This is a genomic window from Acetivibrio sp. MSJd-27, from assembly GCF_018918095.1.
Lineage (GTDB): Bacteria > Bacillota > Clostridia > UMGS1840 > HGM11507 > HGM11507.
This window is the reverse complement of sequence record NZ_JAHLPV010000037.1, coordinates 1-25,983: the sequence shown is the minus strand read 5'-3', so window position 1 is coordinate 25,983 and position 25,983 is coordinate 1. Positions and strand designations below refer to the sequence as shown.

The window sequence follows — 25,983 nt, the reverse complement described above, 5'->3', positions numbered from 1 at the left end:
GAGCGGCTGCCTGTGATAGTAATGCGGTGTCAAACTTTCGGTGCCTCTTAGAGAGGCTAAGCCTGTAATAGCCCCTTATAGGGGCTGTGCAAACCACCAGTTTACTGGTGGTTCTGATTCTGACAATCCTACTAGATAATCAGTGCTGACTCCATAATATAGAGCTAGCTTGATTAACATTTCATCTGTCCATGCTATTTTTCCAGTTTCATATTGGGAATAAGTATTTTGTGCAATTCCTAAAATTTTGCACAAGTCTTTTTGCTTGATATCATTATCTTCCCTTAAATTTTTAATATTTTTTAAGAACATAATCATCACCAATTACAGTATGTATGAAAAAATTGCAATTTTTTCATTTTATCTTTAATACAGATAAATATTAGACAATCAGGCTCGAAAATCCCTGCTCTTGTTAAATTCCTCTTTTTTAAATTGTCATCCTTGCTCTGCATCTTTTGAAAGGTTATATTCGGAAAATTGTTTCCCGTTTTTTGCCTGAAATGATAGAATTTTTTTCTTTTGCAGTCTTTTTTCATGAACCGAAGAAAGAGCCGCCTCCGTATGGCTGTCTGAGCGCAAAGCGGTGCGGCGGAAGGATTACAAAAAAATTTGAGAGACATGTTTGAAAAAGAAAAGGGATTGTTGCCAAGATTCGTGAAAAAATCCGTCAGGATATGAAAAAAAATAGTCATTGACCAAACTTCAAAAAAATTCTATAATCTATAATAAGATATCATATAGCAGATAGCAGGCTGCTTTATCCGGAATTGCAGGACAGATGAATGATTGCAATTTATCCGGTGTTTGACAAAAAAGGAGAAGATGAAAATGAACAGCGATATGCTGAAAAAAGGATATACAAGAGCACCTCACCGCTCTCTTCTGAAAGCGCTGGGGCTCAGTGACAGTGAAATGGAAAAACCGTTTATCGGGGTGATCAACTCGTTTAATGAAATTGTACCCGGGCACATTCATTTAAGAGAGATTGCCGAGTGCGTCAAGGCGGGCATCCGCAATGCAGGCGGCGTACCGTTTGAGTTTCCGGCAATCGCGGTCTGCGACGGGCTTGCGATGAATCATAAAGGAATGAAATATTCACTGGTATCCCGTGAACTGATTGCCGATTCCATCGAGATTATGGCTACAGCCCATCCCTTTGACGGGCTGGTTTTTATCCCCAACTGCGACAAGGTGGTGCCGGGTATGCTGATGGCGGCCGCAAGGCTGAATATTCCGTCTGTTTTTGTCAGCGGCGGCCCCATGCTGGCGGGGAGAATCAACGGCTGCAAAGCCGGGCTCTCCAATATGTTTGAAGCGGTGGGAAAATATGCGGACGGAAAGCTGGATGACAGCGGACTTCGGGAGTGGGAGGAAAATACCTGCCCGACTTGCGGTTCCTGCTCGGGTATGTACACAGCCAACACCATGAACTGTCTAACGGAGGCCATGGGTATGGCTCTTCCGGGAAACGGAACGGTTCCCGCCGTCTATTCTAAGCGGAAGATTCTTGCCAAGACAGCAGGGGAAACGGTCATGGATTTGGTGCAAAAAGGAATCTGCGCGAAAGATATTATGACCCGGGATGCTATCCGCAACGCGCTGACTGTAGATATGGCGCTGGGAGGGTCCTCCAACACCATGCTGCACATGGTGGCTGTGGCGAAGGAGGCTGGCGTGGAAATCAGCCTCAGGGAGATCGATGCGATCAGCAAGGCAACCCCGCAGATCTGCAAGCTCAGTCCGGCGGGGGAACACTATATTGAAGATTTGGATGCGGACGGCGGTATCAGCCGGGTGATGAAAGAGCTGGCGAAGAAGAACCTGCTGAATATGCGGCTGACGGCGGTGGAAGGCTGTCTGGAAGATCGGCTGAAAGCGGTTGATGAAAGCAAACGGTTCGGCGTGGTGAGGGACATCGAAACCCCTTACCGCCCCGACGGCGGAATTGCGGTGCTTTTCGGAAATCTGGCTGAGGAAGGCGCCGTTGTCAAGCAGGGCGCGGTGGCACCTGCCATGATGCGCCACACCGGTAAAGCAAGGGTATTTGAATCCGAGGAAGCGGCAAACGAGGCCATTTTGGGCAGGAAGATTCAACCCGGCGATGTGGTTGTCATCCGGTATGAAGGCCCGAAGGGCGGCCCGGGAATGCGCGAGATGCTGGCACCTACCTCCAATATTGAAGGGATGGGGCTGGGAGAGCAGGTGGCTCTCATCACCGACGGACGTTTTTCCGGTGCGACCAAAGGCGCGTCCATCGGACATATTTCTCCGGAAGCTGCGGAGGGCGGACTGATCGCCTACGTGGAGGAGGGGGATGAAATTGCTATCGATATCCCCGCACGTTCCATTTGTCTGAAAGTGGATGATGCGATCCTTCAAAAGAGAAAAGAAAAAGGCGCAAGAGCGCCGCGCCAGGAACTTACGGGTTACCTGAAGCGCTATCAGAAATTGGTGACCAGCGCCAGCAAGGGCGCGGTATTAACAGATTGAGGAGCTGAATCAATGAACGGAGCAGAATATACCATCGAATTTTTAAGGGAGAAGGGCGTGACCGATTCTTTTGGGTATCCGGGCGGCCAGGTTCTTACCCTGTACGATGCGATTTATAAATACCATTTTCCCCATACGCTGACAAGGCATGAACAGGGAGCTGTTCACGCGGCGGAAGGATATGCCAGAACAACCGGGAAAACAGGTGTGGTTATCGCCACTTCCGGCCCCGGCGCAACCAATCTGGTGACAGGAATTGCGGACGCTTATCTGGATTCCACACCGCTTTTTATCATCACCGGACAGGTTGCCTCTGGAAGTATTGGAAAGGACGCTTTTCAGGAAGCGGATATGACGGGGATCACCATCCCCATCACGAAAAACAACTATCTTGTCAAATTCGCGGAGGATTTGCCCGCCGTTCTGGAAGAGGCCTGGATGCTTGTGACAAACGGCAGACACGGTCCTGTCCTCGTGGATATCGCAAAGGATGTGTTTGCGGCGGAAATGCCGAAAAACGTGCATAAGCAGTCTATGATTAAACCCTATATCCCCAAGCCAGTGGGGGAAGAAGAGTTGGATCGCTGTATCAAGGCGCTGAAAAAAGCCAAAAAGCCCTTGATTCTGGCGGGGGGCGGCGCAAACAAAACAGTGGAGGGTGCGGCGCTTTTAAATGAGTTTGCTTCTATGATGCATATCCCCGCAGTCAACACCTTGATGGGAAAAGGCGCATGGAAATCGGATGCACCTTACTATATGGGAATGGTGGGCATGCATGGCTGGCCTTCCGGAAATATTGCCCTGCGCAGCTGTGATCTTCTGATTACCCTGGGCTCCCGCTACAGCGACCGAGTGGTCGGCAAACCGATGGAAATGCGCAAAGATAAAACCATCATTCAGGTGGATATTGACAATGCCGAATTTGCAAAGACGATGACCACCGATATTTCGATTCAGTCGGATGCGGCAGACTTCCTGCAGGCACTGCTGCCGAAGCTGAAGGAACAGAAAAAACGGCCGGATTTTACGGAGTGGATGAATACCTGCCGCGAAACAGCGGATAAATATCCTCTCACCTATCGGAAAGAGGGAAAGCTGAAACCCCAGGAAGTAATTGCATATGCCGCGGAGCATGTCAAGAAGGACTGCACGGTAGTGACCGACGTGGGACAGCATCAGATGTTTGCCGCCCAGTACTTTCCCGTTGACCGGCCGAACCGTTTCGTCACCTCCGGCGGATTGGGAACCATGGGCTTCGGTGTTCCTGCCGCGATGGGAGCAGCCATCGGGACAAAAGACATCACCTGCCTGTTTGTAGGGGACGGCGGCTTCCAGATGACCTTGCAGGAACTTTCGGTCATCAGCAACCAGAAGCTTCCGGTGAAAATTTTTATTCTGGACAACGCTTGCCTGGGGATGGTGCGGCAGTGGCAGGAACTGTTTTATCAGCAGCACTACAGCCATTCCATCCTGGCTAAGAATCCCGATTTTGTCGCGCTGGCAAAGGCATACCGCTTGAATGCCTTCCGGATTGACAAGCGGGAGGATTTATCGAAGCTGGACGAAGTGTTAAATACGCCGGAACCGGTGCTTATTCACTGCGTTGTGGATGAGAGGGAAAATGTTTATCCCATGATTCCGCCCGGAGGCGGAGCGTTTGATATGACTGGCCCTGACGGATTGTACGAATAGATTGGAGCCGACTTGAAACAGAATGGAAGTGATAAAATGGGAAAACGTATCTATACGTTGGATTCCACCCTGCGGGATGGAATGCAGTCGGAAAAAATCTCTTTTTCGGTGGCGGATAAAATTAAAATTGTGAAGTATTTGGATGAATTGGGTGTGGATTATATCGAGGCTGGAAACCCCGGCTCCAACGTCAAGGACAGGGAATTGTTCCGGGCGGCAAGAAACATTTCTATGAAGCACGCTCAGCTGGTGGCTTTCGGAAGCACCTGCAAGGTAAATACTTGTCCGCAGGAGGATGAAAACCTCAATCAGCTGCTGGAAGCGGAGACACAAACGGTTGTTATTTTCGGGAAGGCATCCGCCTTGCACGTTTCCGATGTACTGAACACCACTTTGGAGGAGAATTTGCGCCTGATTCAGGAAAGTATCGCTTATCTGGTGCAGAAGGGAAAACGGGTATTCTTCGATGCGGAGCATTTCTTTGACGGATATAAGGAAAACAGCGATTACGCTTTACAGGTTCTTCTGACAGCGCAGGAGGCTGGTGCGGAGACGATTGTGCTCTGCGATACCAGCGGCGGCTGTTTTCCCAATGAAATTGCGGATTTCACCCGCACGGTAACCGAAACCTTGTCTGTGAGTGTGGGAATTCACACCCACAATGACGCTGGCATGGCGGTAGCGAACACGGTGATGGGAGTGCTCAGCGGCGCAAATCATATACAAGGTACCTTAAACGGCATCGGGGAGCGGTGCGGAAATGCAAACCTGTCCACCTGTATTGCAAATCTTCAGCTGAAATACGGCTGTGACATCCTTTCGGAGGAAAACATGAAGAAATTGACGCCCGTATCCCGGGCGGTGGCTGAAATATCCAATATATCGATAAGTGGTATGCCTTATGTCAGCAAAGGGGCCTTTTCCCACAAATCGGGCATGCATATTGACGCTGTGCTGAAAAACAGCAAAACCTTTGAGCATATCGCGCCGGAGGTAGTGGGAAATGCCAGAAACTTTCTGATTTCCGAGATGGCGGGAAAGAGCGCGATTATCTCGGAGATTCAGAAAATCCGTCCGGATATTGAAAAGAACGCGCCGGAGACGGCACAGGTTTTAAAGCATTTAAAGGATTTGGAGTACAAAGGATATCAGTTTGAGGGGGCAGGAGCTTCGCTGGAGCTGGCAATCCGTAAGGTGCTGAACTGCTATCAGCCTCACTTTGAGCTGATGAAGCTGAATTTGGTGACGGAGCAGGAAACCCAGTCCAAACGGGTTACCTCCTCCGCTCTTATCAAGGTCAATGTGAACGGCAGGGAGGAGATCACGGCCGCGGAGGGGAACGGACCTGTCAATGCGCTGGATACCGCTCTCCGGAAAGCCCTCAACGTGTTCTATCCGGTGATAGATGAAACCCATCTGACCGACTATAAAGTGCGTGTTCTGGACTCCAAGGCGGCAACGGGCGCGACGGTAAGAGTTTTGATTGAAACCACTGACGGAGCGGATTCCTGGACAACGATCGGGGTTTCCACCGACGTGATCGAGGCTTCCAAAATCGCACTGACGGACGCGGTGGAATACAAGCTGTTAAAGAGCAATAAGGGCAGGTTTTGTGAAGAAGGAAAGGAGCGATGACAATGGGAATGACCATGTCTCAAAAGATATTGGCGGAAAAATCAGGTTTCTGTTCGGTGAAGCCGGGAGAACTGATAAAAGGTAAGCTGGATCTGGTGCTGGGCAACGATATCACCTCCCCGGTAGCCATCAAAGAATTTGATAAAGCAGGATTTCAGGAAGTGTTTGATAAGGATAAGATTGCGCTTGTCCTCGACCATTTTACGCCGAACAAGGACATCAAGTCCGCGGAGCAGTGCAAATTCGTCCGTGAGTTTGCGGCGAAACACCGCATCACCCATTTCTATGAGGGAGGCAATGTGGGTGTCGAGCATGCGATCCTTCCGGAAAAGGGCTTGACCGTGCCGGGAGATCTGATTATCGGGGCGGACTCCCATACCTGTACTTACGGAGCACTGAACGCTTTTTCTACGGGTATCGGCAGCACGGATATGGCGGTCGGTATGGCGACAGGCGAAGCATGGTTCAAGGTGCCGGAGGCGATTCAATTTAAAATAAAAGGGCAATTTAACAAGTATGTATCGGGAAAAGACCTGATTTTGTATATCATCGGTCAAATCGGCGTGGACGGCGCCCTGTATCAGAGTATGGAATTCACTGGCGCAGGCATCTCCAATATGACGATGGACGATCGGTTTACCATTGCCAATATGGCGATTGAAGCGGGCGGAAAGAACGGAATTTTTCAGCCGGATGAAATCATGCTGAACTATGTTAAGGAGCATTCCGAAAAACCGTATACCACCTATGAACCGGATGCGGACGCAGAATATAGAAAAACGATCGAAATCGATCTTTCCGATCTGGCGTCCACCGTGGCCTTTCCCCACCTTCCCTCCAATACGAAGGATATTTATGAGGCGGAAAAGTGCAATGTAAAGGTGAATCAGGTGGTTATCGGCTCCTGCACCAACGGAAGATATTCCGATTTAAAGATGGCGGCGGATATTTTAAAGGGGAAAAAGGTCAGAAGCGATGTGCGGACGCTGATCATTCCGGCGACGCCGAAAATCTATACCGAAGCGCTGAAAACCGGGCTCCTGGAAATCTTTATGGATGCAGGCTGTATCGTTTCTCCTCCCACCTGCGGTCCCTGCTTGGGCGGACATATGGGGATTTTGGCAAAAGGCGAGAGATGTGTTTCCACCACAAACCGCAATTTTGTGGGCAGGATGGGACATGTGAACTCGGAGGTGTACCTGGCTTCTCCGGCTGTGGCGGCGGCTTCCGCTCTGACCGGATATATCACGGATCCCAATAGGGTCATGTAAGAAAGGAGAGACGGGCAGTATGATAAAAGGAAACGTACATAAATACGGTGACAATGTGGATACCGACGTTATCATTCCGGCAAGATATCTGAATGTCTCCGAGGCGTCTGAGCTGGCGAAGCACTGTATGGAGGATATTGACACTAATTTTGTTAACAAGGTGAAAGCCGGAGACATTATGATGGGCGGCATGAATTTCGGCTGTGGCTCCTCCAGGGAACATGCGCCGATTGCAATCAAGGCCAGCGGGATTTCTCTTGTGATTGCCGAGAGCTTTGCACGCATTTTTTACCGCAACGCCATCAATACGGGGCTTGCTATCCTGGAATGCAGAGAGGCGGCACAAGATATTGAAAACGGCGACGAGGTGGAGGCGGATCTCTCTACCGGCCTGATCAAAAACTTGACAAAAAAGAAGACATATCAGGCTGTGGCTTTTCCACCGTTTATCCGTGAGATTATCGAAGCGGGTGGTCTAATCAATTCCGTGAAGAACAAATAAAGGGTATGGAGGAAAAGAGAATTATGGATTTTAAGATAGCACTGGCACCCGGCGACGGGATTGGTCCCGAGGTGGTAGCCGAGGCCGTGAAAGTATTGAAAAAAATAGAAGAAACATTCGGTCATCATTTTGCATATACCGAACTGACGGTAGGAGGCGCTTCCATCGACAAATGGGGCGTTGCCCTGACCGAAGAAACCCTTGAGAAGGCGAAGCAGTCTGACAGCGTTCTTCTTGGAGCGGTGGGGGGGCCAAAATGGGAGCATCTGGACGGTATCCGTCCGGAGCAGGCTCTGCTGGGTCTGCGGGAAGGTCTTGGTCTGTTCACCAATCTGCGGCCTGCGACGATGTATGAGGAATTGAAAGACGCCTGCCCTCTGAAGGATGAACTGGTGAAAAACGGTTTTGACATTTTGATTGTGCGTGAACTCACCGGCGGAATTTATTTCGGCAAAAACGGCACGTCGGAGGATGGCACTTACGCCTATGATACCGAGGAATACAGCGAGGCGGAAATCAGGAGAGTGATGAAGGTCGGTATTCAGTCTGCTTTGCTGCGGGACAAAAAGCTGACCATTGTGGATAAGGCAAATATACTGGAAACCTCACGGCTGTGGCGGAAAATAGCGGAGGAAATGTTAAAGGAATATCCCGAGATTACCTATAACTATCTGTATGTGGACAATGCTTCCATGCAGCTTGTTAAGGATCCAGCGCAGTTTGATGTCATTGTCACTTCCAATATGTTCGGGGATATCCTGTCGGACGAAGCTTCCATGCTGACCGGTTCCATCGGTATGCTTCCCTCGGCTTCTCTGGGAGAAGGGACGCTTGGCATGTATGAGCCGATTCACGGTTCCGCGCCCGATATCGCAGGAAAAGGAATCGCGAATCCGCTTGCGACCATTCTTTCGGTGGCTATGATGCTTGAACATTCCTTCGGATTGAAGGAGGAGGCAAAAACCATTGAAAATGCAGTGAAAACAGCGTTAAAGGCCGGATTCCGGACAGGGGACCTGTTAAACGGCAGAACGGATTACAAGCCTCTTTCCACCTCTGAAATGGGGGACAAGGTGATTGCATTTATGCAGAGGGCATAAGAGAATACAGAAAAAGCATGTATAACCGTTATTCGGTATACATGCTTTTTTATAACATAGGAAATTGCGCGGAATCGTGCGCAATTGCATGTTTCAAAAAACAGCGTGCGGAGCGCGGCTGTGTTTTTCGGAAGGAAAAACTTTTTTATAACATCGCTTTTTACTTCGAATGCAGTACCAGCACATCCTTTTCACGAATGACAGTACTTCCTTCCGGTATGACCACATTGCCGTTGCGTTTGATCAAAATAATCAGCATCTCTGGTGACTGGCCGATTTCGGACACCTGCTTTCCGCACCAGATGTTTTCTCTGCTCACCGAAATCTCACGGAACTGAATATCATCACAGTCTCTCATATCAGGAGAGCTGAGAACCAATTTATCGCCGCAGGCGAGTTCCGTCTCTCCGTTGGGAACAAGGGTTTCGCCGTCCCTTAGGACAGCCGCGATCAGCATATCCGGCATCAGAGGAATATCTCTGATTTTTTTGCCCACCCATGGATGCGTTTCCTTTATTTCCATCTTGACGAGTTGGACTTCTTCATCCTCAGAGTAGTCCGTAAAGGTTTTCAGCACATTTCCGCCTTTGTTCAGCATGTTTGCTTTTTTTGCTACCCAGGGGAGAAGGGTTCCCTGAAAAGCAATGGAAAACAGAACCACACAGAAAGCAATGTGGAACACATCATTGTTGGTAAAGGCTTCGTCCACCGTTGCGATAATCGCAAACACAATCGAAGCTGCGCCCCGAAGTCCAGCCCAGGATACCACCATTTGCTGGGGCAAGCTGGAACGAAACGGGGTTAAGATAGCGCCGACTGCTAAGGGTCTTGCCACAAAAGTTAAAAACAGCGCAATGGATAAGGATGGAAGCAGAATCTGAGGCATCTGGGAAGGAAATGCCAAAAGTCCCAGCAGAAAGAAGATGAGGATCTGCATCAAACCGGTCAGGCCGTTGAAAAAAGGAACGAGCTCCTTTTTGTTTTTGATATCTTTATTGCCGAGAATGATTCCCACAATATAAACACTCAGATAACCATTGCCGCCCAGCAGAGAGGGAGCGGCGTAAGACAGGATGGCGACACCCAGCACAAATACCATGTCAAAGCCCGCCACCGGGAAACGAAAATGGCGCATGAACCATACTGCACCATAGGCGATGATAACGCCAAAGACCGCGCCGAACACAATTTGAGCGCTGATCGTATAAAAGACAGAGCCTGCGCTTCCGCCGCCTTTCATGATGGAGAGCACCGTGATGGTCAGCATATAGGCAAAGGGATCGTTGCTTCCGCTTTCGATTTCCAGAAGGGAATCGGTGTTGTATTTCATACTTAATTTTTTAGAACGAAGAATCGAAAAGACGGAGGCCGCATCCGTGGAGCCTAAAATAGAGCCGATCAACAGGCTTTCCAGCAGCTCGATCTTCAAGATATAATGACAGAACAAACCGGTTAGTCCGGCAGTGAAAACCACTCCCAAGGAAGAGAGGAGAACCGCCTTGACGGCTACCGGTTTCGCCTCGCTGGTCTTGGTGCCGAAACCGCCGTCAAACATGATGAAGATAAGCGCCACAGAACAGATCTGCTCTGCAAAACGGTAATTTTCAAAGGGGATTTTCAAGAGTCCATCCGATCCAAATACCATACCAAGGGCAATAAACGCAAGCAGCATCGGAATGCCGAACCGGTTGGAGATTTTGTTGATAAGTACGCAGATAAGAATGACAAATGCGGTAAGCAGTAAAGCAAAATTCATATATCAGCTTCCTTTCTGTAAATAATATGAAATAAAACGGTATCAATGAAAAATAGGATTTGAGATGTCAGGCTTTTCTGAAAAAGAAAAATCATTCATTAATGGGCAATGCCCTGTCATTTAAGAAGAGAGGGGATTCTCATAAAACGATTGATTTCTTTTATAACTGTGGGCAAGATATTCCCCGTCTCTTAAGGAGGCGGGGTCCATATCCGCGAACAGCGGGAGACTTCACTCCCGCTGTTCGCGGCACTGCTATGCAGTGTCCTTGTCCTCGTTGAATGACGGGACAAGCCCTTATTGAAAAAGATGAAAACACTTTTGCCGCACATTGCGCACAATGTGCGAAAAAGTTACCTCACAAAGCGTTTCAACCTCGCGATGCGGGAGATGTGCGTTTGCCGCTTGCCTGAAAACAGAAACACGATCGTCAAAAGAGGCAGGGGGCATTTTGGCGAGGTTATAAATCGATTTGAATAATTCAGGATAACGAAGGTTATCCTCGTTTCGGCAGAAGAACTCTTTTTATTTATGATAACATAAAACAGCAATTTATGCAAGAAAGGACCTCCTAAATCAAATTGAAAAACAAAGAATCTTTAAAATTACTTGAAACACTTGCATTTTTGAATCAATTGGTGTATACTGTTTTCCAATAAGGGAGTAGCCTGCATGAAGCGGACAATGCCAACATCATGATTTTTATCTGGCTTGTCCTATCGCGCACAGCGAAAAGGCGAGACTTATGCCCGGATCATTTCCGGTTATAAGTCTCGCTTTTTTTATAACCTCGCTGTATGTCCCTTCTTTCTAAAGCGGAGGGCACCTTATTGAAAGAGCAAGCGGCGGTATAATCTTATGTTTCGCTCGGTTGAAACGCTGTTAAAGCGGCTTTTGCTGCGCAAAAGCTTTCAAGGAAATCTTGTTATAACATAGGAAATTGCGCGGAATCGTGGGCAATTGCATGTTTCAAAAAACAGCGTTCGAAGCGCGTCTGTGTTTTTCGGAATGAAAAACTTTTTTATTGCATTTTATGGGCAATGGACTTTTATCCCCTGTTTCGCCGGATTGAAACGTTTTTAAAGTGGCTTTTGCCTTGCAAAAGCGTTTTCATCTTGTTATAATGAATCAAGAAGTTTTGATGAAAAAATAGGAGGAAATAGTATGAATGGAGAGTTAAGTGGGGACAAAAACTTTTTTGAACCGGAATTTTCGGAAGAAGGCTTTTCGTTTTATGATGTGCACTGCGGCCGTTTTCAAATTTCCGGTTTTCCGTATTTGGAGGAAAATGAGGGGGAATTTCTGCGTCTTCCAAAAAAAGAGTTTGACCGGATTCCGGAGAATCTGCATACGCTCGCTCATGTGAATTCCGGCGGATGCATCCGCTTTATGACAAACTCCAAACGGATTGCAGTGAAGGCCGACTTATACAGTGACTGGGATCTTTCCATTATGGCCAGAAGCGGTATGAGCGGCGTGGACATCTACATAGGAGCCAACCGGGACAAACGGTTTGTCAAAAATGTGAGTAATCTTCTGGGAAATCAGAAATTAAATGGCTTTGCCGATATCGGCGACCAGGGGGGAACTTACAGCGAAGTGACCGTGTATTTTCCACTGTATAACCAATTGGAAAATTTCTATATCGGTTTGGATGAGGGCTGTGAGCCTTTCTTCCCCATAGAACGAGCCTTTGAAAAGCCAATTTTGTTTTACGGTTCTTCTATCACACAGGGCGGATGCACAGACCGTCCGGGCAATGCGTATTTTAATATGCTGTCCCGCTGGCTGGACGCAAACATCATTGGCTTGGGATTTGCAGGAAATGCAAAGGGAGAACAGCTGATTGCCGAGATGATCGGAGAACTGGACATCAGCATGATGGTTTACGACTATGACCACAACACGCCAACTCCCATGCATCTTATGGAGACGCACTATCCATTCTATGAAACGGTGAGAAAGTATCATCCGGAGATTCCCATTATCATGGTAACAAGACCGGATGTATCCTATGACGAGCATCAGATCAACAAGAAGATCATCTATCGTTCCTATCAGAAGGCCAAAGCAAACGGCGATGAGAATGTCTATTTTGTGGACGGTTCCCGGCTGTTCGGTGATTGGGGACGGGATGAATGCACGGTGGACAATTGCCATCCCAACGCACTGGGATCTTTTCGGATGGCAGAGGGCCTTTATCCGCTGATGGCAGAAATACTCGGTGTAGAAGACCGTTTGTTTTAGAAGGGGGAACACACGATGAACAAAGATATCAGAGAAGTTGACAAAAATGTAACTGCCCAAGCCGTGAATGAGGAAGGGTATGTGTTATATGAAGCCAGGTGCGGAAAGTTTGCCGTTGAGGGATTTGCGTTTCTGGAAGAAAATGATTATGAGTTTACCCGGCTTCCGAAAAGCAAATATCCAGCAATCCGTCAGAATCTTTTGAATTTTGCGGTGCATAATTCCGGCGGAAGAATCCGTTTTATGACCAAATCCAAACATTTGCTGATAAAAGCAACCCTTGCCCACAACACCGATTTGAATCATTTTCCAAGAGCGGCGATGAACGGGATTGACGTCTATCTGGGCCATGGCGCGCAGAAAAAGTTTGCGAAGAATATTGCCGCGGATTTCGGAAGCTTTACCCTGGAAGGAGAGGTGGATTTAAGCCGTTTCACCTGTGGAAATATGACGGAAGTAACCCTATATCTGCCTCTTTACAATCAGGTGAAGGAACTGTATATCGGCCTAAAGGAGGAACTGGATATTTTAAAACCCGTTGCCTATACCTATCAAAAGCCGATTGTTTTTTACGGTTCTTCCATTGTACAGGGTGCTTGTCCCTGTCGGGCGGGGAACTCTTATGTGAACATGCTCACCCGTTTTCTGGACGCGGACTATTACAATATGGGATTCAGCGGCCAGGCTATGGGGGAAGAAGTGATTGCCAATATTTTAGCGGGAATCGATATGAGCCTGTTTGTGATGGATTATGATCACAATGCCCCCACGCCGGATCATCTGGAATATACCCACTATAATTTTTATCGGATTGTCCGTGAGAAAAACAGAAAGCTGCCCATTCTCCTTATCACCAAACCGGATGTCTGGCGGATGGAGGATGAGCTCCGCAGGCAAATTATTTACAATACTTACCGGAAAGCGAAAGAAAACGGGGACGAGAATATTTATTTTGTGGACGGGAAAAACTTCTATGGAGATTTTGCGCGGGAGGCTTGTTCGGTGGACAATCTCCATCCGAATGACTTAGGCTGCTTCCGCATGGCCAGTTACCTGTATCCTATTGTGAAGGATATTCTGGACGGAAAAGAGGAGGAGTGCTGTCTTGAATAGTTACTGCATGTTCGACAGCCATGATCCGATTTTTGATATCAACGGATTTTGGTGGCTGGAGGAAAACCAGGGAGACTATCAACGGCTTCCCATCCGTATGTATCCCCATTTAAGAGCCGAGCTCATCGAGCTTTCCGAACATACTTCCGGCGGGTTCATCCGTTTTCGCACCGATTCCGGAACCCTGTATGTGGAGGGACTGCTCCCTTCCTGCAAGGATATGAATCATATGGCGCGGGTTGGTGTCAGCGGTTTTGATGTTTACTGTGACGGCAGATATATTGATTCGGTATCGGGGCCGGGGGAACAGTTGCTTCTGCAAAAGGAAATTCCCCTTAAGGGAAGCGGAATGCGGGAGATTCTCATCTATTTTCCGCTCTACAATGGGGTGAAAGCTCTGAAGATCGGAATCAAAGAACATGCAACGCTGGAAAAAACAAAGCCGATGACCTATGAAAAGCCGGTTGTATTCTATGGTTCTTCCATCACCCAGGGGGGATGCGCTTCCCGTCCGGGAAGCTGCTATACCAATCTGCTGTCAAGATGGCTGGACACCAAAATCATTAATCTGGGCTTCAGCGGCAACGCCAAAGGGGATCCAGAAATAGCGGAACGGATTGCCGAGATTCCCATGAGTGTGTTTGTGATGGACTATGATTACAACTCGGATACGGAGGAGTTGTCTCGTAATCACTATCCTTTTTACCGGATTATCCGGGAGAAGCATCCCACTCTGCCGATCATTATGATAAGCAAGGCGAACCGTGAAGTGAATGTCCCAGTGAACCGGGGCGATGAAATTGTTTATACCACCTATCACCGTGCAAAGGCGGCCGGCGATGAGAATGTTTATTTTCTGTCCGGAGAGAACTTCTATGGAGAATACGGAAAAGACACCTGCACGGTGGACAATTGTCATCCCAACGATCTGGGATTTTACTGTATGGCGAAGGCGATTCGGCCGCTTCTGTCGGAGCTGCTGGAGAGGGGGCGGAAGAAATGAAACTGGAAGAATTGGATCCGAATTTTAGAACGGTGAAAACCGATGATAACGGCTTTGTCTTTCACGAGATTCGGAGCGGCAAATTTCAGATTGAGGGCTTTCCTTTTCTGGAGGAGAACAAGGGATCATTTTTCCGCTTGCCTCTTTCCAAAAAGACTCTTTTTACTGATGATTTAAATTACCGCGCTGCATTTACCGCCGGAAACTGTGTCCGTTTTACAACCAACGCGGATCAAATCATTCTTCGGGGAGAAACCCAGTTTTCGGACGACTATGAACAAAAAGCCACCATGACGCGAAGAGGGATGAATGGCTTTGACGTGTATGCCGGAAGCGGAAAATACAAAAGATTTTACGGCTGTGTTGTCAGTGAAAAAGATGGAGAAGCAGAATTTGACGGCGTGGTTTGTCTGGACAATCCCGACCATATAGAAAGGGAAGTCACCATCTATTTGCCTGTTTATAACGGAGTGAAATCTTTTTCTATCGGCATGAAACCGGAATTTTGCATCAAAGAGCCGCCGAAACGGATGCTGGAAAAACCGATTTTATTTTACGGCTCCTCCATCACCCATGGGGAGAGTGCTTCCCGGCCGGGAAATTCTTATGTGAATATGGCGGCAAGAAAACTGGACGCGGCCGTTATAAATATGGGCTTCAGTGCAAATGCTAAAGGGGAGAAGGAGATGGCGGAGATACTCTCCGACGTAGAGATGTCTCTTTTTGTGATGGATTATGATTACAATTGTGAGTCCAGAGAACATCTTGCGCAAACACATTATCCTTTTTATGAGATTGTACGGCAAAAAAATCCTGACTTGCCTGTTTTGATGCTGTCACGCCCCACCTTCAAGACGGAGGAAGCGGACAAAAATGTGGAGATTATCCGTGCTTCGTATGACAAGGCCAGGGAAAACGGGGATTCGAATGTTTATTTTATGGACGGACATCATTTTTTCCCGGAAGATGAGCGGGATGAATGTACGGCGGACACCGTACATCCCAATGATTTGGGATTTTATTATATGGCGGAAAAGACAGCGGAAAAGATAGCACAGATCTTAAAAACGGAAATTTTGTAAACCTATAATTATAAACCTGAGGGAGGCATTATTGTTGTTCTATACCAAAAGCAGTGAGGAAACCATTAAAGAATTACATTCGGATTCCTATCATGGACTTTCGTCGGATGAAATTCCGAAAAGAGCAGAGAAATACGGCAGAAACGAGCTGACCCAGAAAAAGAATAAAAGTCTGTTCCTAAAATTTCTGGCGCAGTTGAATGAACCGATGATTTATATTCTGTTTGCCGCCGCGCTGATTTCAGCTATCCTGAAGGAATTCAGCGACACGGTCATCATTCTGATCGTAGTGCTGTTAAACGCTGTGATCGGTGTGGTGCAGGAATCCAAAGCGGAGAAAGCGCTGGATGCGCTGAAACAGCTGTCTTCCCCAAAAGCCCTGGTAAAAAGGGACGGGGTTGTCTGTGAAGTAAATTCTGCGGATTTGGTAGTCGGCGATATCGTTTTGCTGGAAGCGGGACGGTATGTCCCGGCTGACTTAAGGCTGATCGAGGCGGTAAACCTGCAGATTGAAGAGTCTGCACTGACCGGGGAATCGGTTCCGGTGAACAAGGACAATGAGTTTGTGGCGCCGGATGAAAAGACGGTTCTGGGCGATCGAAAGAATATGGCTTATATGTCCACCTATGTGACCAACGGCCGTGGCGCCGGCGTTGTGAGTGAAACCGGTATGAATACCCAGATCGGAAAGATTGCCAAGAGTCTGGACGAGGCGGAGGAAGAGGCAACGCCTTTGCAGGTGAAGCTGGCGCAGCTGGGAAAAACATTAGGCTTTCTGGCACTGGGTGTCTGTGCGTTGATCTTTGTAATTTCCATTATAGAAGGGAAAAATATCTTTGATATGCTTCTCACCTCCATATCCCTTGCAGTAGCTGCAATCCCTGAGGGGCTTCCGGCTGTGGTGACCATCGTGCTGGCGTTGGGCGTGCAGAAGATGAGCAAGCGAAAAGCCATTATCCGCAAATTGCCCGCCGTGGAGACGCTGGGCTGTGTCAATGTGGTTTGCTCCGACAAAACCGGCACGCTGACCAAAAACAAAATGACGGTGATAAAGTTTTATCAAAACGGCGCGCTTGAATCGATCGATCAAATGGATGCCAAAACAAATGAAATGCTGCTTCACGGCATGGCACTGTGCAATGACAGCGATATTTCCGGTGAGAATGAGATCGGCGATCCGACCGAGACCGCATTGCTTGTTATGGGGAGCCGTGCAGGACTGACAAAAGAAGGATTAAACAGAGAACATCCTCGGGTGTTTGAATTGCCCTTTGACTCGGGACGTAAAATGATGACGACGGTTCACACTTATGGGGACAAGAAGCTGTCCTTTACCAAAGGTGCAACGGACAACATTTTGACCAGGACTGTCCACATCCTTGAAAACGGAAAGATTCGTCCGATCACCGAGGAGGACAAATCGGCACTGATGAATGCCATGACTGCAATGAGCAATGAAGCCCTTCGGGTTCTGGCTCTGGCATATAAGGAAGTGAGCGAGATTGACGGGGAAACACTGGAATCCGGCCTGACCTTTGTCGGACTGGTGGGAATGATCGATCCACCCCGGGAGGAGGTCAAGGACGCCATTCATATCTGCCATAAGGCCGGTATCCGCACAGTGATGATCACCGGTGATCATAAGGACACCGCTTTTGCCATCGCAAGAGAACTGGACATTACACAAGATAAAAAACAGGTGCTTTCCGGACGGGAATTGGATGAAATGTCGGATGAACAGCTGAAAAAGGCGGTGGAGAATACCTGCGTGTTTGCGCGGGTGAGTCCGGAGCACAAGGTTCGGATTGTGAAAGCGTTCAAGGCCAACGGCAATATTGTCTCCATGACAGGGGACGGGGTGAACGACGCGCCTTCTCTCAAAAATGCCGATATCGGCGTCGCCATGGGGATAACGGGAACGGATGTCTCCAAGGGGGCGGCGGATATGGTGCTGTCAGACGACAATTTTACCACTATTGTCGGGGCGATTGAAGAGGGCAGGAATATCTATGCCAATATTAAGCGTACGGTGCTGTTTCTGTTGTCCTGCAATTTGGGTGAGATTTTCACCTTGCTTGTGGCCATTGTGCTGAACTTTACGGTCATGCCTCTGCGGCCTATCCATATTCTATGGGTGAATCTGATAACCGATACCTTGCCCGCATTGTCGCTGGGGGTTGAGCCCGGCTTTAGGGGGATTATGAACCGCAAACCCAGACCGAAGGATGAAAGCCTGTTTGCACATGGCGGCTGGTTCTTTATCATCTTAAACGGGATATTGGTCGGCGGCGTGACATTGGCTGGATTTCAGATGGGGGAAGGGGAAAGTCATCAGCAGACCATAGCCTTCATGGTGCTGGCGATTTCCCAGCTGTTCTTCTCACTGAGTGTGCGCAATATCCATACGCCGATTTATAAAATTGGTATTTTCAAAAACAAAGCTCTGTGGGGTTCCATCTTGCTTGGTGTGCTGCTGCAGTTCCTGGTGACGACCCCTATTTTAAGCGGTGCATTTGAAACCGCAACCTTGAGCGGTATGGAGTGGCTGTCCATCTTCCTTCTGTCGTTGGCACCTTTTGTGATCAATGAGATTGTGAAGTTTGTCAAATTGGGACGGAAGAAATAATCATAAAAAGCTGTAGCAGATTTGATATTTGTTACAGCTTTTCTGTTTATAGGAACGTAGGTTATTTTTCGATTTTTTCGTTTTGAATGGCAAAGTCCGTTTTATGGGACATTAAATCGTGTATGATGAAATCAAAAGAAGGAGGAATTAATCAAATGAATACGATTTATGTTACCATTACAGGACAAAATCATTATCTCGGGATGAAACCTTATAAGATTGGACGGATTGTGAAATTGGTTAAGGAACCGGATAATGCGTATGATCCGGAGGCAATCCGAGTAGAACTGCCGTATATCGATACAATCGGGTATGTGGCGAATAGTGTCAATACAGTGTTTGAGGGCACTTGCAGCGCGGGGCGTGCTTATGACAAATTCGATGATTACGCATATGGCGAGGTTATGTTTATCACGCATTCCAGTGTGATTGCGGCGGTGCGAAAAAAAGAAGATGTTGAAAAGGATGGAATGTCCGATGGAGATGTCGTATCTTTTTAGATGAACCAAAATATGGAAATTGCAGAATCACAGAAAAAGATAATTCTATGTGAATCTTTTTTATCTATATAAAAATCTTGACAATTTTCTTATTCAGTGTTATCATAAAGAGAAAGGAAAACCGTAGAGGCGAGAGTAAAACCAGTTGCGGACTTACAGAGAATCCGGGGTGCTGAGAGCCGGACGGCAGACGGGCTGGACAAATGGGTCGCTGAGGGTGCGGGGAAAGGAGGCGAAAGCTTCCAAGTATCTTGCAACGTGTCGTATACGTTATCGTACGGAGGGTATGATGGTACTCTAAAATCGAATGATTCAAGGTGGCATAAGTAAGCAAACAGACTTGTCCTTGGAATGGGGCAGGTCTTTTTTTGTATAAAAAGGAGCGTTAACGAGATGAAAAAGCTGTTGATGGGCAATGAGGCCATTGGCTTGGCGGCGATCCGCGCGGGCGTCAATTTGGTTTGCGGTTACCCGGGGACACCGTCCACCGAGGTTCTGGAAACGGTTGCAAAAAATAATAAGGATCATGCCATTCATGTCCAATGGTCCGTGAACGAAAAGGTAGCCATGGAGGTGGGAGCAGGTGCGGCATACGCAGGCGCGCGAGTGATGGTTACCATGAAGCAGGTGGGGCTGAATGTGGCCAGCGATCCCTTGATGAGCCTTGCCTATATCGGCGTCAAAGGCGGAATGATTGTGTTGGTAGCGGATGATCCCGGACCGATTTCTTCCCAGACGGAGCAGGACACCCGGCGATTTGCACAGTTTGCTAAAATACCAGTGTTTGATCCCTCCTCGCCTCAGGAGGCGTATGATATGGTGGAGGCGGCTTTCCGGCTTTCGGAGGAAAAAGGGGTTCCTGTTTTTCTCCGCCCGACAACAAGAATTTGCCATGCATGTGCAACCGTGGAGATTGCGGAGCAGTGGGAAACACATCCCGTGGAAGGCTTTCAAAAGGATTCCAAGTGGGTAATATTCCCGCGGCTTTCCTATCAGAATCATCTGAAGCTGGACGGCATCGAACGGGATCTCAGCTGGAGCGTCTCCCCATTTAACCGGATCAGCGGAACAGGCAGAAAAGGGATTGTGACTTCTGGCATCTGCTGTTCCTATGTGAAGGAAGCTTTGGATAGTATCGGCGAAGCGGCACACGAGATAAAGCTGTTCCAGGTTGGGATGCCATATCCCTTCCCAAAGAATATGGCGAAGGATTTCTTGAACGGATTGGATGAAGTTTTGGTTGTGGAGGAGTTGGATCCCGTTCTGGAAGACGCTTTCTATCCTCTTTGCGGGGAGCGCCGAATTAAAATTCATGGGAAAAGAGACTGTTTCACCCATGTGGCCGGAGAATTTTCGGCGGAGCTGGCGGAGCAATGGATCCGAAAAATGCTTCAGCTTGAAAAAGCAGAGGAAAAGGCGGAGGAAATTCCTGCGCTTCCGGTACGTCCTCCGGTTCTCTGCGCGGGATGTCCGCACCGGGCTTCCTTTTACAGCGTCAAGCAGGCAATGAAAGGAAAGAAGGCGGTCTTTTCCGGAGATATCGGCTGTTATACCCTTGGAAATGCGAAGCCCTTAGATATGGTGGATACCTGTCTTTGTATGGGCGCCTGCATCACGATTGCACAGGGAATTCACAATGTGGAGCCGGATACAAAGAATTTTGCTTTTGTGGGGGATTCCACCTTCTTTCATACCGGCATTCCCGGCATTATTAACGCGGTGTACAATGAAACCGATATCACCGTGATAGTTCTGGACAACAGCACCACTGCCATGACCGGACACCAGCCCCACCCGGGAACCGGAAGGACCATGATGGGGGAGATCACCGAGAAGGTGGATATCGAAGCAGTGCTTAGAGGATGCGGCGTCAAGCATGTGGTCTCTGCCAATCCCCTTCATCTGGAGGAAGCGGTAAAGGCGGTGCAGCAGGCGGCAGATTTCAAGGGCGTTTCCGCAGTGATCTTCAAATCCCCCTGCATTGCCCTGTTCAAACCGGAGCGGCAGTTTCAAGTGGAATCCGAAAAATGTATCCGGTGCAAAAAATGCATTCGGGAAATTGGCTGTCCCGCCATTGCGGTGCGGGAGGGAGAGGTGAAGATCGATTCTTCCCTCTGCTATGGCTGCGGCTTATGCGCACAGATTTGTCCTGTGGGCGCGATAGGAGGAACCAGACATGAAACCGTTTAATATACTGATCACCGGCGTAGGCGGACAGGGAACTGTCCTCGCCTCCCGTCTGATTGCCCAGACCGCCATTGAACTGGGCGCTCTTGCCAAAACCTCGGAGACCATCGGCATGGCGCAGCGAGGCGGCTGTGTAACCAGCCATGTACGGATTGGAGAGGATGACATATCTCCGTTGATTCCGCTTGGAAAGGCGGATTTACTGCTGGCTTTTGAGCCGGCGGAAGCGGTACGAAATCTGAAATATCTGAAAAAGGGCGGAAGTATGGTGGTTAACACCAGAGCGATTCTGCCGGTCACCTGTGCGATGGGAACCGGCTATGAGCCGGAACAAATGCTGGAATATCTGAAAAAGCAGAAAGACAGGAAAGTAATCTTTGCGGATGCGGGAGCGATCTGTGAGGAGCTGGGCTCTTTTAAGGTCATTAATACGGTGATGCTTGGCATTGCGCTGAAAAATGATTTGCTTCCGTTTACGAAGGAAGATTTGGAACAGACGATGCGGAAATTTCTGCCGGAACGATTCCAGGAAATCAATCGAAAAGCGGTTAATCTGTAAGAAAAGGGGAACTCGGTTATGCGGATGAATGAAATGCAGTTTGCCTGTTTGAAGGATCGGCTGAAAGCCGCCTCCAACAGCAAATTTTACAAAAAGAAATTTAAGGAAAGCGGATTTTGCCCAGAGGATGTCAGGACACCCGAGGATATCGTGAAAATTCCTTTTTCCTCCAAGGAGGATTTGCGGAACGCCTATCCGCTGGGATTGCAGGCTGTGCCGGACAGCGAGGTGGTGCGTATCCATTCCTCCTCCGGAACAACCGGCTTGCCGGTTATTATTCCCTACACAGCGCAGGATGTCACTGATTGGTCTATCATGATGGCGCGCTGTTTTGAGACGGCGGGTATCACCAAAGAGGATCGTTTTCAGATTACGCCGGGCTATGGATTGTGGACTGCCGGAATCGGCTTCCAAGCGGGTGTGGAACGGCTGGGAGCGATGGCGGTTCCCATGGGGCCGGGCAACACGGAAAAGCAGATTCAGATGATGGTGGATTTGAAGACCACGGTTCTCGGTGCCACCTCCTCCTATGCGCTTCTGCTGGCGGAGCAAATCCAGAAGCGGGGCTTGAAGGATAAAATCTCTCTGAAAAAGGGAATCATCGGTTCCGAGCGCTGGGGAGACAAAATGCGCCAGCGTATTCAGGAGGAGCTTGACATCAGTCTGTATGACATCTATGGACTGACCGAAATATACGGTCCGGGAATTTCCATCAGCTGTGAAGGCAAAAAAGAACTGCATTACTGGGATGATTACCTGTTCTTTGAGATCGTGGATTTCCAGACCGGGGAACCGGTCAAGGACGGCGAGGTCGGCGAACTGGTGATCACGACGCTGAAAAAACAGGGGGCGCCCCTGCTGCGTTACCGCACACGGGATTTAACAAGACTAATCACCGAGCCTTGCTCCTGCGGCTGCAAATATCCCCGCCATGACCGAATCATCGGACGTGCGGACGATATGTGCAAGGTGAAGGGCGTAAACATTTATCCGGCTCAGATTGACGGACTGCTGTCGTCTATTGACGGAGCCAGCAGTGAGTACCAGATTCAGGTTGACCATGTAAACGGGAAGGACGAGATGATCCTGCGCTTCGAGAAAGAAGGCAGTGTGGAGAAGCAGAACATTGAATCCCATGTGCAGAAAATGTTCAAATCCAAAATCGGTATTCTTGTTCAAACAGAAGCGCTGGAAAAAGGCGGTTTGCCGAGAAGTGAAAAAAAGACCGTCCGGATTATAGACAACCGGATGGATTAATGAAAAGGACTATCCTATTTTGACGGATAGTCCTTTTTCTGTCGAAGCAGAGGGAAACTTATGATGAAAATTTCATAGGTTCCGACATTTTTCACCTCCGGTTTTCATATATAATAAAAGCATCCTTTTGTCTCCGGGCAGAGAGGACAATCTGAGATTCGAGGTGAAATGTGTTGCAGCAGCCGGTTATCTATGTGGATATTTTGTTTCTTACCAACTTGGCCATCAACTATATTATCCTGTTTGCAGTCGGCAAATCCGCCCGATCCGCCACTAGGCAATTCCGCCTTATCCTGGCCTCGGCGCTGGGCGCGTTGTATGCTGTTGTCCTATTTTACCCCCATATGATGTTCCTTTTTCATGCATTTTTTAAGCTGGTATTCAGTATCCTTTTGGTTCTTATCGCTTTTCGGTTTGAAAGCCCCAAAAGGCTCTTTAAGAACGTGGTTTATTTTTATATTATATCTTTTGCGTTTGCCGGAGCTGCCAGCTTTGCAAATCAGTATTTTACAACCATAAAAGTAAATAATGGCGTGGTTTATTTTGAAAGCAGTATTTGGATTTTGATTCTTTCCTGCATTGCAGCTTATTTTTTGATCACTTTTTTCTTGAAACTGACCACTACCCGTTATCAAAAAGAAAAGATTATAAAAGATTTGCTGGTCACCTTAAACGGCCGGTATGTGACGATAAAAGGGATTGTGGATACGGGAAATTCCCTCTGCGATCCGATTACAAAAAAGCCGGTCGTCATCGCAGAGCTTTCCCAGGTTCTGCCCCTGTTTGATGAAACGGAATTAAACTTCTTTCGTACTGACACCATTGAGGGCGATGCCCAGATGAATATCCCGATTAAGTTAATCCCATACCAGGCCCTGGGCGTGCGGTCTATGCTGAAATGCTTTGTGCCCGACAGCGCGGTCGTCCTGGGAGAGCAGCAGACAAAAACCGACTTAATCATTGCGGTAAAAAATGAGAAGCTATCGCAGAACGGGGAATTCCATGCAATTTTAAATCCGTTAATGTTATCTTAAGAAGGAGAGGGCAGCATGAATTTACGAGATTTCTTTTATCGAATCACACAGCGCTTGCGGGCGTTCCTCGATTTGGAGGATACGCAGAACGTTTACTATATCGGAGGGGTTGATACACTTCCTCCGCCGCTGACAGCCGAGGAGGAACAAAAAATGCTGAAGCGGCTGATGGAGCACGATGATGAAGCCAAAAACACTCTGATTGAACACAATCTCCGGCTGGTGGTCTATATTGCCAGAAAGTTTGAGAATACCGGAATCAATGTGGAGGACTTAATTTCCATCGGAACCATCGGACTGATCAAAGCGATCAATACCTATAAACTGGACAAAAAAATCAAGCTGGCAACCTATGCTTCCAAGTGCATCGAAAATGAGATTCTGATGTATCTGCGCAAAAATTCCAACCAGAAAAGTGAAGTTTCCATTGATGAACCCCTGAATGTGGACTGGGACGGCAACGAGCTTTTGCTGTCGGATATTCTGGGGACGGACAACGATATCATCTACCGCTGTGTGGAGGAAAAAGTGGATCGCGCCCTGCTCAAAGAGGCGCTGGATAAGCTCTCCAAACGGGAGCAAAATATTATGAATCTGCGTTTTGGACTGACCACAGGAAATGAAAAAACGCAGAAGGAAGTCGCGGATATGCTGGGCATTTCCCAGTCTTACATATCCCGGCTGGAGAAGAAGATTATTGGCCGGCTGAAAAAGGAAATCTCGAAAATGATGCAATTTTAAATTCGTTTGCAGGGCATAAAAACCTTTTGATTGGCAATACTGTTCATAGAAACAGGAATCAGGGATCAGGAGGTTTGCCTATGCTGAATAAAGTTGAAATATGCGGTGTGAACACCGCGAAGCTTCCGGTCTTGAAAAGAGCAGAGAAAGCGGAGCTGATGAACCGGATCAAACAGGGAGATACGGACGCCAGAGAAGAATTTGTTCAGGGAAATTTAAGGCTGGTTTTAAGTGTAATCCAGCGCTTTGCTTCCCGCGGCGAATACATGGACGACCTGTTCCAGGTGGGATGCATCGGGCTTATCAAAGCCATAGACAATTTCGATGTTTCCCAAAATGTGCAATTTTCCACCTATGCCGTCCCTATGATTATCGGCGAAATTCGCCGATATCTGAGGGACAATAATTCCGTCCGGGTCAGCCGTTCCCTCCGGGATACCGCTTATAAGGCTCTTACAGCCAAGGAAAGGCTGACCAGCGAGAAGGGAAAAGAACCCACTATCGAGGAGATTGCCAAAGAACTAGAAATGAAAAAGGAAGACGTGGTCTATGCGCTGGATGCGATTCAGGAACCGGTTTCTTTGTTTGAACCCGTCTACAATGACGGCGAGGACGCGCTTTATGTGATGGATCAACTGAAGGATGACAAGAATTCCGACGGCTCATGGATTGAGGAGATCGCTTTAAAGCAGGCAATGACCAAGCTGTCCGACCGGGAAAAACACATCTTAAACATGCGCTTCTTTGAGGGAAAAACTCAGATGGAGGTCGCCGATGAGATTGGCATTTCCCAGGCTCAGGTATCCCGGCTGGAAAAGACCGCTTTGTCCAATATCAAGAAACATATTTAACGCAGCGCCGGACAGGCTATGCCTGTCTAAGCATTAGGGAGTTCGACTCTCTAATGCTTACATAAAGAAAAATCGGATTCAAACAGCATGAGGCAAATACGAATGGAACTGTTGACAATTCTGAAAAATATGATAAAATAAAAGCAGATAAAGGTATGCCGTATTGAACGGTTGCCAAAATAATTATGGTTTGAGTAACCGCTTACTTTGACGAGTGAAGTGCTCCCCAAATATTAGACAATATGATAAAATAAAATCATAACCATCTAATAATTGGGGGGTACTTTTTATGGGGAAAAGAAAATATACAGTGGAATTGAAAATGGAAATCGTG

Annotated in this window: 20 protein-coding genes; 18 read left to right on the top strand and 2 right to left on the bottom strand. The window is 48.0% G+C overall.

All coding sequences use genetic code 11. The features are described from left to right. Positions 1 to 75: 75 nt before the first annotated feature. Positions 76 to 312: a helix-turn-helix domain-containing protein gene (locus KQI32_RS10610; RefSeq protein ID WP_253291167.1), complete on the bottom strand. Its 237-nt coding sequence runs from the start codon at positions 310 to 312 to the stop codon at positions 76 to 78. Positions 313 to 831: 519 nt separating this feature from the next. Here KQI32_RS10610 and ilvD point away from each other — a divergent pair. Genes ilvD through leuB form a run of 6 tightly spaced genes read left to right on the top strand, consistent with a single transcriptional unit; the run spans position 832 to position 8,693 of the window. Beyond that, entirely contained in the window at positions 832 to 2,493 is a 1,662-nt protein-coding gene (ilvD, locus tag KQI32_RS10605) for a dihydroxy-acid dehydratase (protein WP_216425032.1), read from the top strand. Between the two features lie 12 nt (positions 2,494 to 2,505). After that, on the top strand, positions 2,506 to 4,185 hold the full coding sequence (ilvB, locus tag KQI32_RS10600) for a biosynthetic-type acetolactate synthase large subunit (RefSeq protein WP_216425030.1): 1,680 nt from the start codon (positions 2,506 to 2,508) through the stop codon (positions 4,183 to 4,185). A gap of 36 nt (positions 4,186 to 4,221) precedes the next feature. Then, the gene (gene cimA, locus KQI32_RS10595; RefSeq protein ID WP_216425026.1) at positions 4,222 to 5,820 is read left to right on the top strand and encodes a citramalate synthase; all 1,599 of its coding nucleotides are present in this window, start codon (positions 4,222 to 4,224) and stop codon (positions 5,818 to 5,820) included. Positions 5,821 to 5,822: 2 nt separating this feature from the next. After that, on the top strand, positions 5,823 to 7,091 hold the full coding sequence (gene leuC, locus KQI32_RS10590; protein WP_177692028.1) for a 3-isopropylmalate dehydratase large subunit: 1,269 nt from the start codon (positions 5,823 to 5,825) through the stop codon (positions 7,089 to 7,091). Between the two features lie 19 nt (positions 7,092 to 7,110). Continuing rightward, positions 7,111 to 7,593, top strand: coding sequence for a 3-isopropylmalate dehydratase small subunit (leuD, locus tag KQI32_RS10585; RefSeq protein WP_216425025.1), 483 nt, complete (start codon positions 7,111 to 7,113; stop codon positions 7,591 to 7,593). Between the two features lie 23 nt (positions 7,594 to 7,616). Next, on the top strand, positions 7,617 to 8,693 hold the full coding sequence (leuB, locus tag KQI32_RS10580) for a 3-isopropylmalate dehydrogenase (protein WP_177692030.1): 1,077 nt from the start codon (positions 7,617 to 7,619) through the stop codon (positions 8,691 to 8,693). Between the two features lie 160 nt (positions 8,694 to 8,853). Here leuB and KQI32_RS10575 read toward each other — a convergent pair whose 3' ends face one another. Beyond that, complete coding sequence (locus KQI32_RS10575) at positions 8,854 to 10,449, bottom strand: potassium/proton antiporter (RefSeq protein ID WP_216425024.1); 1,596 nt, start codon at positions 10,447 to 10,449, stop codon at positions 8,854 to 8,856. Between the two features lie 1,164 nt (positions 10,450 to 11,613). Between KQI32_RS10575 and KQI32_RS10570 the strand changes: the two genes are divergently transcribed. The 12 genes from KQI32_RS10570 (at position 11,614) to sigG (ending at position 25,649) form a co-directional block, all read left to right on the top strand. After that, positions 11,614 to 12,696, top strand: a complete 1,083-nt coding sequence (locus KQI32_RS10570) for an SGNH/GDSL hydrolase family protein (protein ID WP_177691761.1) — start codon at positions 11,614 to 11,616, stop codon at positions 12,694 to 12,696. 15 nt (positions 12,697 to 12,711) lie between these two features. Then, positions 12,712 to 13,809 carry an SGNH/GDSL hydrolase family protein gene (locus KQI32_RS10565; protein WP_177691760.1) on the top strand — a complete coding sequence of 366 codons (1,098 nt, stop codon included), beginning with the start codon at positions 12,712 to 12,714 and terminating at the stop codon, positions 13,807 to 13,809. After that, on the top strand, positions 13,802 to 14,812 hold the full coding sequence (locus KQI32_RS10560) for an SGNH/GDSL hydrolase family protein (RefSeq protein ID WP_177691759.1): 1,011 nt from the start codon (positions 13,802 to 13,804) through the stop codon (positions 14,810 to 14,812). The genes KQI32_RS10565 and KQI32_RS10560 overlap by 8 nt, the downstream gene beginning before the upstream one ends. Then, complete coding sequence (locus tag KQI32_RS10555; protein WP_216425022.1) at positions 14,809 to 15,894, top strand: SGNH/GDSL hydrolase family protein; 1,086 nt, start codon at positions 14,809 to 14,811, stop codon at positions 15,892 to 15,894. The genes KQI32_RS10560 and KQI32_RS10555 overlap by 4 nt, the downstream gene beginning before the upstream one ends. Positions 15,895 to 15,928: 34 nt before the next feature. Continuing rightward, positions 15,929 to 18,520 (top strand): calcium-translocating P-type ATPase, PMCA-type, encoded by a 2,592-nt coding sequence (locus tag KQI32_RS10550; protein ID WP_216425020.1) that lies wholly within the window; start codon positions 15,929 to 15,931, stop codon positions 18,518 to 18,520. A 155-nt stretch (positions 18,521 to 18,675) separates the two neighbouring features. Beyond that, on the top strand, positions 18,676 to 19,020 hold the full coding sequence (locus tag KQI32_RS10545; RefSeq protein WP_177689625.1) for an HIRAN domain-containing protein: 345 nt from the start codon (positions 18,676 to 18,678) through the stop codon (positions 19,018 to 19,020). A 393-nt stretch (positions 19,021 to 19,413) separates the two neighbouring features. Then, positions 19,414 to 21,210, top strand: coding sequence for an indolepyruvate ferredoxin oxidoreductase subunit alpha (gene iorA, locus KQI32_RS10540; RefSeq protein WP_216425013.1), 1,797 nt, complete (start codon positions 19,414 to 19,416; stop codon positions 21,208 to 21,210). Then, the gene (locus KQI32_RS10535; RefSeq protein ID WP_177689624.1) at positions 21,197 to 21,766 is read left to right on the top strand and encodes an indolepyruvate oxidoreductase subunit beta; all 570 of its coding nucleotides are present in this window, start codon (positions 21,197 to 21,199) and stop codon (positions 21,764 to 21,766) included. Before iorA ends, KQI32_RS10535 begins: the two co-directional genes overlap by 14 nt. Before the next feature lie 24 nt (positions 21,767 to 21,790). Further along, positions 21,791 to 23,023, top strand: a complete 1,233-nt coding sequence (locus KQI32_RS10530; RefSeq protein ID WP_374197077.1) for a phenylacetate--CoA ligase family protein — start codon at positions 21,791 to 21,793, stop codon at positions 23,021 to 23,023. A 173-nt stretch (positions 23,024 to 23,196) separates the two neighbouring features. Then, a complete protein-coding gene (locus KQI32_RS10525; protein WP_177689623.1) occupies positions 23,197 to 24,057 on the top strand; it encodes a sigma-E processing peptidase SpoIIGA in 861 nt (286 codons plus the stop codon). A gap of 15 nt (positions 24,058 to 24,072) precedes the next feature. Further along, positions 24,073 to 24,798, top strand: coding sequence for an RNA polymerase sporulation sigma factor SigE (gene sigE, locus KQI32_RS10520; RefSeq protein WP_177689621.1), 726 nt, complete (start codon positions 24,073 to 24,075; stop codon positions 24,796 to 24,798). 80 nt (positions 24,799 to 24,878) lie between these two features. Next, a complete protein-coding gene (sigG, locus tag KQI32_RS10515) occupies positions 24,879 to 25,649 on the top strand; it encodes an RNA polymerase sporulation sigma factor SigG (protein WP_177689620.1) in 771 nt (256 codons plus the stop codon). Positions 25,650 to 25,983 lie beyond the last annotated feature (334 nt).